Origin of the sequence: Carboxylicivirga sp. M1479 (genome assembly GCF_007097485.1) — a bacterium.
Taxonomy (GTDB): Bacteria; Bacteroidota; Bacteroidia; order Bacteroidales; family Marinilabiliaceae; genus Carboxylicivirga.
Genome location: NZ_VKDE01000052.1, coordinates 1 through 11,610, shown reverse-complemented (window position 1 = coordinate 11,610; position 11,610 = coordinate 1). Strand labels below are relative to the sequence as shown.

Genomic DNA, 11,610 nt, shown 5'->3' with positions numbered 1-11,610 from the left:
TACGAATAATAGCCTCCATATCTAGCTTTAAAACAAAATACCAGCTCAACTACAGCCTCTCAGCGGTATAGCATATTAACAAACGCGATTCAATTTTAAAACATAAAAAAAGAGGATGCCGTAATTTTGGACACCCTCTTATTATTTGAACGCTATTAAATAGCTTAATTATAAATCTCTTTCTTTGCCGACTTAAGGGTATTGATAATCAAAGATGTAATCGTCATTGGCCCAACTCCACCAGGAACAGGTGTAATGTATGAACATTTCGGCGCAACTTCATCAAACAACACATCGCCTTTTAAACGCCAACCTGATTTAGTATCAGTAGCAGGTACACGAGTTGTACCAACATCAATTACCACCGCTCCCTCTTTAACCATGTCTCCCTTAACAAATCCAGGAACACCAATGGCTGCAATAATGATATCTGCATCTAGGCAAAGCTCTTTTAAGTTAGCAGTACGGCTATGAGCAACTGTTACGGTGGCATTTCCAGGATTACCCTTTTGTGACAATAACACACTCATTGGACGTCCAACAATATTACTACGTCCCACAACCACCACATGCTTTCCTGATGTTTCAATTTCGTAACGCTTTAATAGCTCCATGATACCTTGCGGTGTAGCGGAAATAAATGCAGGCATACCAATTGTCATACGCCCAACGTTAACGGGATGAAAACCATCAACATCCTTACGAGGATCAATGGTTTCGTTTACCTTGTCTTCGTTTATATGCTTTGGCAAAGGCAATTGAACAATAAATCCATCAATATCAGGATCATTATTAAGTTCTTTTACTTTTGCTAATAATTCTACTTCTGTTACATCGTCATCATAACGAATCAAGCTCGATTTAAAACCTACTTCTTCGCAAGCTTTCATCTTTCCTGAAACATATGATTCGCTACCTCCATCATGTCCTACAAGAATGGCAGCTAAGTGAGGTGTTTTTTCGCCATTTGCTTTCATGGCTTCCACTTCTGCAGCAATTTCTTTACGAACTTCTTTCGAAGTTAATTTTCCATCTATTAGTTGCATGGTTGTTGATTTAGGGGTTTATTATATAAAAAAAGAAGCACAGCGTGCTTCTTTAAATAATATTTTAATTAACGACCTCCCATAGGCATTTTACCCATCATCTTGCCCATCTTATTACCTTTGGTCATCATCTTCATCACCTTACGCGTATCGTCAAATTGCTTAATTAAACGATTCACTTCTTGTATGGTAGTACCACTACCTGCTGCAATACGTTTTTTGCGACTTCCATTAATAACAGATGGTTGCTCTCGCTCTGCTGGGGTCATTGATCGAATAATAGCTTCGATACCCTTGAAAGCATCATCATCGAAATCAATATTTTTCAACATCTTACCCATCCCTGGAATCATCCCAGCTAAATCTTTCAGGTTACCCATCTTTTTGATTTGCTGAATCTGCTTTAAGAAATCATCAAAATTAAACTGATTTTTGGCAATCTTCTTCTGTAGTTTTCGAGCCTCTTCTTCGTCGTATTGTTCTTGGGCACGTTCTACAAGTGAAACAATATCACCCATACCTAAAATACGGTCTGCCATACGGTTCGGGTGGAATACATCCAATGCATCCATTTTTTCACCCATACCAACAAACTTAATCGGCTTATCAACCACACTTCGAATTGATAAAGCAGCACCACCGCGCGTATCACCATCAAGTTTGGTTAATACAACTCCATCAAAGTCTAAACGATCGTTAAATTCCTTAGCAGTATTAACAGCATCCTGACCAGTCATGGAGTCAACCACAAATAAAATCTCATCAGGGTTAACTGCCTTTTTAACTGCAGAAATCTCGTTCATCATCTGCTCGTCAATCGCTAAACGACCAGCTGTATCGATAATGACAACATCGTGCGCACCTTTTTTGGCTAACTTAACACCATCCTTGGCTAACTTAACAGGATCTTTGCTTCCCTCTTCGGTATAAACAGTAGCTCCTATTTGCTCTCCAAGTACCTGTAACTGATTAATGGCCGCAGGGCGATATACATCACCTGCCACCAAAAGTGGATTTTTACTGCGTTTAGTCTTTAGTAAATTAGCCAGTTTACCAGTAAAAGTTGTTTTACCAGATCCTTGTAAACCAGCAATTAATATAATACTAGGATTATTATCTAAGTTTATATCAACAGAAGCTCCACCCATCAAAACAGCCAGCTCATCGTGAACCAGCTTTACCATCATTTCACCTGGTTTAACTGCGTTCAGCACATTCTGGCCCATGGCCTTTTGCCTAACAGTTTCGGTAAAAGTTTTGGCAGTTTTATAGTTAACATCGGCATCTAATAATGCACGACGAATATCCTTTAAAGTTTCTGCAATATTTAGTTCGGTGATTTTGCTCTCACCTTTCAGTAGTTTAAATGACCTCTCCAGCCTTTCGCTCAGATTCTCAAACATTCCTGTAACTATTTTAAAATTTGCACAAAAATAAAAAATTAAAAGAGATTGTGATAGCTTTTTGTTTAGAAGTCTTGTTATTAAATACTAAAGATTTTTATTTCGGAAATACACTACACAAAACACACCACATAACAACCTATCTAACTACTGGTTACACACAAAATCAAACACCAACTATCATTTTATGAATTATAAAAAATTATTGCCAATTAAACTACTTCTATCTTATTTGTCATATATAAGTACTAAAAACGAATAAAACCTTATTTTTGCAGCATGTTACGAAGCAATCATGCTTTTTTTTCTAATTTTAAAGATGACTAATAGACACCCTTAAACATGAACATTATAAAAAGCTTCGTCCAATCAAAACCTATGAAACACAGTAATTCATTTTTCATCTTCGTTTTTATCGTTACTATTTTATCGAGTTGTATTCCTCAAAAAGAATACGTTTTGTTACAAGATAAGAGCAGCGATAAAAAATATGTAAACCCATACGATACTCTAACAAGCATTACAGATAACTATTACCTGCAAGCCAACGATTATCTTTTTATAAATGTCTCAACACCTGATCCGAAAATATCTGAATTTTTCAATCAGTCTAGAGGAGTTGGCGGCTCTAACTCGCAACGTAATGAGAATTTTTTCTATTACTTGCTTGACGACTCAATGAATATTGATTTTCCTTACATTGGAAAAATTAACATGAGTAGTTGTAATGTTCGCATGGGAAAAGATAAGTTGCACGAGGCGTTGAAACCATTCCTGAAAGAGTATAGCCTGACATTTAAATTGGCATCCAACACTTTTACTGCACTTGGAGAATTTCGCAAACAAGGCGTTTTAGTGATGCAAAAAGAGCAAATTACCATATTTGAAGCGGTTGCTATGGCTGGTGGTATTACTCCATTTGGTAAGCAACGTAAAATGAAAATTGTTAGACAGATGCCAGATGGGCCAGTAACCTACCAGGTTGATTTAACAGATAAAAATATAGTCAATTCCGAGTATTACTACATTTATCCCAACGATATGTTGTATGTACGACCAATGAAAGCTAAACAATTTGGTATTGGCGAATCATTTTCAATCGGTATGATCACAACGTTGTTGGCTCTCTTTCTTACTATTCAAACTTTAACTAAATAGGTTTATGTTGCCAGACAATCAGCAAACGCAACCTAACAATTCGATGTTTAACATTGACATTAAGCGTTTTATTCAAGATATATTACAGTACTGGTGGCTTTTTGCAATTACTCTCCCGCTAAGTTTATTAGGAGTGTATTTGGCCCATCGATACATTCACCCTGTTTACAGTGCTACCATTACTTTATTAATGGAAGAACGAGGTGACAACATGCAGCAGACCGACATTATGCAAGGTTTTGGCCTAACACCTGGGCAGCGCAGTGTTGATAATCAAATAGCCATACTAACATCGTGGGATATTGTACAGCAGTCAATTGACGAATTAGATTTTCACATTAGTTATTTTGCAGAAGGGCGATTGAAAAATACTGAGATGTATCGCAGCACCAACTACATTGTGCAGTTCGACTCTTTACATCCTCAACTAATGAACATTCCTATTTATGTTGTTCCTATAAATAAAACACAATGTAAGATTAAAATTGAGGCCGAAGAGGGAGGAACTACCTATACCTATAGAGGTGATAAAAAAAGCACTACGGTTGGTCCAATCAACTACGAAGCCATCATTAATTACGACCAAAAAATTGAAACGCCCTGGGCTCGTTTTAAAATTGTACCCAGAACCGAAAACTATAACACCACAATTGAACAGTACTTTGTTTTCAATCATCCACGGGCATTGGCTGGCGATTACAAATCGAGGTTAAGGGCCCAACTACCCAACGAAGGTTCTTCCATTATTAAAGTTAGTTTAACTGGCAAAAACAATAATAAAAACCAGATATTCCTGAATAAACTTGCAGAAGTCTTTATTGCTAACAACCTCAAACAAAAAAACTTAATTGCCAGCAACACAATTGACTTTATTAGCCAACAGTTGGTACTAATTGCTGACACACTAAGATTTACAGGATCGGAATTAAGCCAGTTCAGAACAGACAATCGCATACAAAGCGTATCTGCAAAAGCCGATTATTTATTTAATGGCATGCAAGAGATTGAACAAAAGCTAACTGAACTAGAAATAAAACGCAGCTATTATCTGTACTTAAAAGAATATTTCTCTGCAGGAATTACCAGCGACCATGTGATGGCTCCAGCCATGTATGAAATGGAGAACTCTGTACTTGCCGAGCAAATAAAAGTAATAATGGAGCTGAATACGCAGCGTCTATCGGTCATTGGCACCTATGGCGAGCTCAATATGGCTAATAAAGATCTTGAGAAAAAAATTGAAATAGCTCGAAAAACACTCCAAAAAACAATAAGCAGTCAATTGAATGTTTTTGATGATAACAAAGCTCGCTTGTTGGTTGAAAAAGATAAGAATGAACAAGAGCTTTATGGTTTACCTGAAACGGAACGTCGTTTGCTTGGAATTGAGCGAAAATTTGAATTGAGCAATGATGTGTATACATTTCTTTTGCGTAAACAATCAGAAGCTCAAATACAAAAAGCATCGAATACTCCCGATCACCAAGTATTAGAAAGTGCAAGGTACTCAGGTTTAGTTTCTCCCAATAAGGCTGGCAATCAGAAAAAGGCCTTACTCCTTGGTCTAATTATTCCTTTGGCCTTTTTAGCATTGCGCCAAATTGTTAATAATAAAATAATTGATCAGGATGATATAGAGCGATTAACAACTTTACCTATTGTTGGCAATATTATACATAACAGTACTGATGCATCAAACGTGGTTGCGAGTCATCAAAAATCAATTGTGACTGAAACGTTTCGACGCGTTAGAACACGCATTGAATTTATGACCAGAGGTATAGACTCTCCCATTATTGGCGTGTCATCATCAATGCCTGGAGAAGGTAAAACATTTTGTGCGTTAAATATGGCTGCCGCATTTGCCTTAAGTGGAAAGAAAACCGCTTTGGTAGGTTTTGACATGAGAAAACCAGGCTTGAATAAAATATTTGATTGCCACAATAAATCAGGCATCTCCAACTACCTGATCGGGCAAGTACAAATTCCTGAAATATTGATGGATTCAGGTCAGGAAAATTTAACGATATTACCATCGGGTAATATACCTCCTAACCCATCTGAGTTGATAAGTTCTGATAAGACAAAGCATCTTCTAGATCAGTTAAAGTCTCAATTTGATATCGTTATTGTGGACACACCGCCCATGGGTATCGTATCGGATCCGTATTTGCTTGCTCGCCATACCGACACTTTGATATTTTTAGTTCGTCAACAACACACGATTAAAGCAGTACTATCGCAAACTGTTAAAAACATGCAGGATGAGGAAATAAGTAATGTTGGGATTTTATTAAACGACATCCACACTAAACGTAACAAATATGGCTATGGTTATGGGTACGGATATGGGTACGGGCATGGATATTATGAGGAGTCGTAAATAATTCAATGCTAATTTAATTTTGTACTTTGCATAGTAATAAGCTCCATTACTATGCAAAAAATAGCATTATTCTATCTCTCTTTTCTTTTTACATCTTGCTCTATTGCAAATAAAAGCAACTCTGTATCGTCATCTTCAGATGATGAATTATCAAACTTCTTAATTGCTCCTTACACTATTAACAGCTTAAGTAATCCAGAGCAAAAAGCATTGCTAGTTAAGGAAAATGACCGTGACAATTGGCGATACTTTAATGACTCAATCATCAACTTTGAGCACAATCCAGGTATTTGTTACCATTTGGAAGTCAGAACTACTTGTATTGAAAGTCCTACTAATGATACACCATCTATTACTTATGAGTTAGTTAATATCCTATCGAGTAGCAAATACAATCCCGATCCAATATGCTTATACGATATCTGGGGTGTTATAGAATTTAATGCACTTAATGCTCGAAAGCTTCAACATGAAGTAACAATAGAAATAAACACACACCAAAACACTATTCTTGGAACGAATGGATGCAACCATTACTCAGGTTTGATCGATCGCTTCCCCAACACAAATCATATCAAATTTAAGGACATTACATCCACCAATAAGGCATGTGAACATCCCGATTTAGAAAAACAATTTATTTCAGCTCTTGATCAAGTGGATGCCTTTTTTAGACTCAATCAACAACTCATTCTGCTATCTGATAATAAGGCAGTAATCAGATGTAAACGCATGGATTGAGAATGGTACAAAAAAGCCTGAAGTGTTTCCACTTCAGGCTTTCAATTACTTTATAAATATCAATTCTTACAATAAGAACGATAATAATATACCAGCCGCTACTGCTGATCCAATAACACCAGATACGTTTGGTGCCATGGCATGCATTAACAAGTGGTTATTTGGGTCATTTTTCAAACCTTCATGCTGAACAACACGGGCAGAATCGGGAACTGCAGATACACCTGCTGCTCCAATTAATGGGTTAATCTTATTATCGCCTTTTAAGAATAAATTCATTAAACGAGCAAAGAATAAACCACCAGCCGTTGCTACCATAAAGGAAACAGCTCCTAATCCAAAGATCTTCAACGATGCTGTAGTCAAGAAGTAATCAGCTTGAGTAGAAGCACCTACTGTTATACCTAAAAGAATAGTAACAATATTGATCATTGAATTACGTGCAGTATCAGCCAAACGTTCGGTTACACCAGATTCCTTCAATAAGTTACCGAAGAACAACATACCTAATAGAGGTAATGCTGATGGCGAAATAAACGTTGTTAATAATAAGCCGATAATTGGGAACATAATTTTCTCAACCTTAGAAACCGCACGTGGAGGTTTCATCTTAATTAAACGCTCTTCCTTAGGAATAATTAAACGCATAATTGGAGGCTGAATCACTGGTACAAGTGCCATGTAAGAATAAGCTGCAATAGCAATTGCACCCATCAGTGTTGGGGCTAATTTAGAAGAAAGGAAGATCGCAGTTGGACCATCAGCACCGCCAATAATACCAATCGCTCCCGCTTCTTGCGCAGTAAATCCTAAAGCAGACGCTCCTAAGAACGTTGCAAAAATACCTACCTGTGCTGCTGCTCCTAATATCATTAATTTCGGATTTGATATTAATGATGAGAAGTCAGTCATTGCTCCAATACCTAAGAAAATCAATGGAGGATAAACTCCTTGCTGAACTCCAAAATACAGGTAATTAAGCACCGAACCTTTTTCGTAAAGACCAATTTGATAACCTTCAGCAAAAGGAATATTACCTAATATCACACCCGTTCCTATCGGAATAAGTAATAATGGTTCATAATCATACTTAATTGCTAAAAAGATAAAGAACAAACCAACAGCAATCATGATTAAATTGCTAGGGTTGCTCATTAAATTATAGAAACCTGTAAACTTCCAAAAAGTATCCAGACCATTTGATGCATGATTCATGAATGTCTCTTCTGCTCCAGTTCCGGCAGCAAAGGCTTCAAATCCACCTCCGATAAACTGCAGACTGAATAATACTGAGAAAACACCAAAAAGAGTGATTATTCGTTTCATAAATAATTTTTAATAAACGGAATCGTCTTAATTTTTCAAAGTGAAAAAATGCAGACCTTTGTTATTCCATTTCAATTAATACATCGTTTTGTAACACAGCATCACCAACTGACACTTTAATAGAAGCAACAGTACCATCTTTCTCAGCCAATACGTTGTTTTCCATTTTCATGGCTTCCATTATCAACAAAACGTCACCCTTTTTAATTGCATCACCTTCACTAACCAACACTTTAAAAATGTTGCCCGGTAGTGGTGCATTAACTTTTACTCCACCACCTCCAGCTTTTTTAGTGATAAAACCTTCTCCTGGCTTACGCTGAATTGGTTTACGCACTAGTTTTGGCGTCTTTGATTTTTTCTCTTCTTGGTGAATCTCTACTTCATAAGTAGTTCCGTTCACATCTAATTGAGCGATATTCTCCTCTAAATCTTTAAGGTGAACATCGTATTTATTACCTCTAATGGTAAAACTAAACTTTTTCATATTCTCTTACCTAGGGAAATTAACATTGTTAAAACTATACACTTTCGAACTCCATGGTGAATAACGCTTTTTCACTTGCTTAATAGTGATTACGTTACTCTCCTCGTCATGCATTTCATTAAAAAACATATGAAGTGCCATGGCGATAGCTGCATTTGTTTCTCCAGATAACTCAAGAGAATCTGTACTTATTTCTTTAACTGCATCCTTATTCTTTTTACGCAAAGAGCGTTTAATGCCCCAGTTAAGAAGTTTTGGTACAGTAATAAATACTCCAATCAAGAAAACCAAAGCAACAAAAACGATGAACCAACCCAAAATGGTAATAGTCCACGTCATTGAATCGACAATTAATAAATTCATATTACAGTGGTTTATAGTGGAATATTTGAATGTTTCTTAGGCGGATTAGTAACTTTCTTCGTTTGTAGATTTTGGAAAGCTCTAATCACTCTAAAACGCGTATTTCGAGGCTCAATAACATCGTCAATATAACCATAAGCTGCAGCCTGATAAGGATTCGCAAACGCTTCTTCATATTCCGCGATTTTCTTGTCAGCATACTCAGCTTTAGCTTCTTCACCTTCAATCTTAGAAATGGCTCGTCCTTCAAGTACTTCAATAGCACCTTTAGCACCCATTACTGCAATCTCAGCCATTGGCCATGCATAGTTAAAGTCACCACGTAATTGCTTACTCGACATCACATCGTGAGCACCACCGTATGATTTACGAATTGTAACAGTTACTTTTGGTACAGTAGCTTCTCCGTAAGCAAACATTAATTTTGCTCCATGAATAATGATACCAGCATACTCCTGTCCTGAACCAGGTAAGAAACCAGGAACATCAACAAGTGTTAAAATAGGAATATTAAAGGCATCACACATTTGTACAAATCGTGCAGCCTTACGAGAAGCATCACAATCCAATACACCTGCTAAATAGTTAGGTTGGTTAGCCACAACACCCACTGATTGCCCGTCGAAACGACAAAATCCTGTGATGATATTCTTCGCATAATTACGATGTACTTCTAAGAATTCACCTTCATCAGCAATTGAGAAGATAATATCTTTCATATCATATGGTAAGTTCGGATTATCTGGAACAATGTTATTTAAGGCATCATCCAAACGATCTATAGGGTCGTTACACTCTAATACAGGTGCTTCTTCCATATTGTTTTGTGGAAGATATGATATTAGCTTACGGATTAACAACAATCCTTCTTCTTCATTCTCCACTTTAAAGTGAGATACACCTGATTTCGATGCATGAACATCAGCTCCACCTAAATCTGCAACTGAAATATCCTCGCCAGTAACGGTTTTTACAACCTTTGGTCCGGTCACAAACATGTATGATGATTCTTCAGTCATCATAACAAAGTCAGTTAAAGCAGGAGAATAAACAGCACCTCCAGCACAAGGACCAAAAATGGCTGATATTTGTGGAACTACACCTGATGCAAGAATATTGCGTTGAAATATTTCAGAATAACCTGCTAAAGAGGTAACACCTTCCTGAATACGAGCACCACCTGAATCGTTGATACCAATAACTGGCGCACCAACTTTCATCGCCATATCCATAATTTTACAGATCTTCTGAGCTAAGGTTTCAGACAACGAGCCACCAAAAACGGTAAAATCTTGAGCATAAACATATACAACACGTCCGTCAATGGTTCCATGTCCAGTTACAACACCATCACCAAGAATTTTATTCTTTTCCATACCAAAATTGGTACAACGGTGTGTTACAAACATATCTAACTCCTCGAATGAACCTTCATCAAGTAGTACCTCAATACGTTCACGAGCTGTCATTTTACCTTGCGCATGCTGTTTTTCAATACGCTTTTCGCCTCCACCTAGCTTTGCTTCGGTACGGAGATCAATTAATTTTTTAATTTTATCCTGAGTTGACATATAGAATGGTAAAGTATTAGTCAGTTATAGGGATTACTTATTTGGATCTTCACAAAGTTCGGTTAAAACGCCAAACGTTGACTTTGGATGTAAAAAACCAATATTTAATCCTTCAGCACCTTTACGCGGCGCTTTATCAATCAATCTTACGCCTTGCTCTTCAACAAAAGTTAGTTTCTCAGCTAAATTTTCAACAGCAAATGCCATATGGTGAATACCCTCACCCTTCTTCTCAATAAATTTTCCAATTGGCCCTGCAGGGTCTGTTGACTCCAAAAGTTCAATTTTAGTATCACCAACTTTAAAAAATGCTGTCTTTACTTTTTGATCAGCTACCTCTTCAACTGCGTAACACTCTAAACCATAAACTTTTTCAAAAAAAGGAATAGCTTCTTGTAAATCTTTAACGGCAATTCCAATGTGCTCAATATGCGTAGGCTTCATATCTAATAATTTATTGTTTAATAAAAATGATTCAGCAAAAGTAAAAACTAATCGATTTTCTACATCATTTTTTAGCTTAAAAAAAGATTGTTTTAAAACATATAAAAGCCGACAAACAACGTTAAATAGTATTAAATCGAACTTGTTAGATATGTTCATAATATGACTATTCTAATCCATAAAATAAAATCGACAGGTAATAAATCGTAAGAAATTACCAAAATATATCACACATCAATGCCAGTTTTACTTATTAATTGATACTTAAAAGAGGTAAAATCTTTTAGTTTTCATTAGTACATGACAATGCTCAGAAATCAAGAAAGCATATTGCAGCTAATCTAAATTTAGCTGCAGATCTCGATTCAACCACATAATTTGAAATACCTTATATTTAGTTAAACTATTCCCAAGTGTAGTCAGAAGCGGAATCAGTTTTGCAACAAATATTAGCGTTATTTAAAAAAACCAGACTGTGTAATGTTCCCTTATATCGTAATCTACTTATTCCAAATACGTATAAACGCAAAAAATCCGATACTCACAATGAATATCGGATTTCTCTAAAAAAAGGCGGCGACCTACTCTCCCACTTCTACGCAGTACCATCGGCGCTATCAGGCTTAACTTCTCTGTTCGGAATGGGAAGAGGTGGAACCCTGATGCAATAACCACCTAAATATTG

The 11,610-nt window shown here is 36.6% G+C and carries 10 protein-coding genes and 1 rRNA gene; 3 read left to right on the top strand and 8 right to left on the bottom strand.

Features of this window, described 5'->3' with window-relative positions; translation table 11 throughout:
- Nucleotides 1–164 precede the first annotated feature (164 nt).
- Together folD and ffh are read right to left on the bottom strand one after the other, a co-directional pair.
- Nucleotides 165–1,046: a bifunctional methylenetetrahydrofolate dehydrogenase/methenyltetrahydrofolate cyclohydrolase FolD gene (gene folD / locus FNN09_RS20345; RefSeq protein ID WP_143304331.1), complete on the bottom strand. Its 882-nt coding sequence runs from the start codon at nucleotides 1,044–1,046 to the stop codon at nucleotides 165–167.
- Nucleotides 1,047–1,114: 68 nt separating this feature from the next.
- Nucleotides 1,115–2,449, bottom strand: a complete 1,335-nt coding sequence (gene ffh, locus FNN09_RS20340; protein ID WP_143304330.1) for a signal recognition particle protein — start codon at nucleotides 2,447–2,449, stop codon at nucleotides 1,115–1,117.
- Nucleotides 2,450–2,827: 378 nt separating this feature from the next.
- On the opposite strand from ffh, the gene FNN09_RS20335 reads away from it, so the two are divergent.
- Genes FNN09_RS20335 through FNN09_RS20325 form a run of 3 tightly spaced genes read left to right on the top strand, consistent with a single transcriptional unit; the run spans nucleotide 2,828 to nucleotide 6,734 of the window.
- Nucleotides 2,828–3,607 carry a polysaccharide biosynthesis/export family protein gene (locus tag FNN09_RS20335; protein WP_185969086.1) on the top strand — a complete coding sequence of 260 codons (780 nt, stop codon included), beginning with the start codon at nucleotides 2,828–2,830 and terminating at the stop codon, nucleotides 3,605–3,607.
- 4 nt (nucleotides 3,608–3,611) lie between these two features.
- Entirely contained in the window at nucleotides 3,612–5,990 is a 2,379-nt protein-coding gene (locus FNN09_RS20330; protein ID WP_255434207.1) for a polysaccharide biosynthesis tyrosine autokinase, read from the top strand.
- 54 nt (nucleotides 5,991–6,044) lie between these two features.
- Nucleotides 6,045–6,734, top strand: coding sequence for a DUF4377 domain-containing protein (locus tag FNN09_RS20325; protein ID WP_143304328.1), 690 nt, complete (start codon nucleotides 6,045–6,047; stop codon nucleotides 6,732–6,734).
- A gap of 66 nt (nucleotides 6,735–6,800) precedes the next feature.
- Here the strand turns inward: FNN09_RS20325 and FNN09_RS20320 are convergent, their stop codons facing one another.
- The 6 genes from FNN09_RS20320 to rrf form a co-directional block, all read right to left on the bottom strand.
- Nucleotides 6,801–7,949, bottom strand: coding sequence for a sodium ion-translocating decarboxylase subunit beta (locus tag FNN09_RS20320; RefSeq protein WP_370511667.1), 1,149 nt, complete (start codon nucleotides 7,947–7,949; stop codon nucleotides 6,801–6,803).
- Nucleotides 7,950–8,121: 172 nt separating this feature from the next.
- Nucleotides 8,122–8,547 carry a biotin/lipoyl-containing protein gene (locus tag FNN09_RS20315; protein WP_143304326.1) on the bottom strand — a complete coding sequence of 142 codons (426 nt, stop codon included), beginning with the start codon at nucleotides 8,545–8,547 and terminating at the stop codon, nucleotides 8,122–8,124.
- 6 nt (nucleotides 8,548–8,553) lie between these two features.
- Entirely contained in the window at nucleotides 8,554–8,910 is a 357-nt protein-coding gene (locus tag FNN09_RS20310) for an OadG family protein (RefSeq protein WP_143304325.1), read from the bottom strand.
- 11 nt (nucleotides 8,911–8,921) lie between these two features.
- On the bottom strand, nucleotides 8,922–10,481 hold the full coding sequence (locus tag FNN09_RS20305; protein WP_143304324.1) for an acyl-CoA carboxylase subunit beta: 1,560 nt from the start codon (nucleotides 10,479–10,481) through the stop codon (nucleotides 8,922–8,924).
- 33 nt (nucleotides 10,482–10,514) lie between these two features.
- Nucleotides 10,515–11,084, bottom strand: coding sequence for a methylmalonyl-CoA epimerase (gene mce, locus FNN09_RS20300; protein ID WP_255434206.1), 570 nt, complete (start codon nucleotides 11,082–11,084; stop codon nucleotides 10,515–10,517).
- Nucleotides 11,085–11,493: 409 nt separating this feature from the next.
- Nucleotides 11,494–11,604, bottom strand: a 5S ribosomal RNA gene (gene rrf, locus FNN09_RS20295).
- Between the last annotated feature and the right edge of the window lie 6 nt (nucleotides 11,605–11,610).

Coding starts and splice junctions, on each gene's coding strand:
- folD (WP_143304331.1), bottom strand. CDS start 1,046: ATGCAACTAATAGATGGAAAATTAACTTCGAAAGAAGTTCGTAAAGAA.
- ffh (WP_143304330.1), bottom strand. CDS start 2,449: ATGTTTGAGAATCTGAGCGAAAGGCTGGAGAGGTCATTTAAACTACTG.
- FNN09_RS20335 (WP_185969086.1), top strand. CDS start 2,828: ATGAAACACAGTAATTCATTTTTCATCTTCGTTTTTATCGTTACTATT.
- FNN09_RS20330 (WP_255434207.1), top strand. CDS start 3,612: ATGTTGCCAGACAATCAGCAAACGCAACCTAACAATTCGATGTTTAAC.
- FNN09_RS20325 (WP_143304328.1), top strand. CDS start 6,045: ATGCAAAAAATAGCATTATTCTATCTCTCTTTTCTTTTTACATCTTGC.
- FNN09_RS20320 (WP_370511667.1), bottom strand. CDS start 7,949: ATGAATCATGCATCAAATGGTCTGGATACTTTTTGGAAGTTTACAGGT.
- FNN09_RS20315 (WP_143304326.1), bottom strand. CDS start 8,547: ATGAAAAAGTTTAGTTTTACCATTAGAGGTAATAAATACGATGTTCAC.
- FNN09_RS20310 (WP_143304325.1), bottom strand. CDS start 8,910: ATGAATTTATTAATTGTCGATTCAATGACGTGGACTATTACCATTTTG.
- FNN09_RS20305 (WP_143304324.1), bottom strand. CDS start 10,481: ATGTCAACTCAGGATAAAATTAAAAAATTAATTGATCTCCGTACCGAA.
- mce (WP_255434206.1), bottom strand. CDS start 11,084: ATGAACATATCTAACAAGTTCGATTTAATACTATTTAACGTTGTTTGT.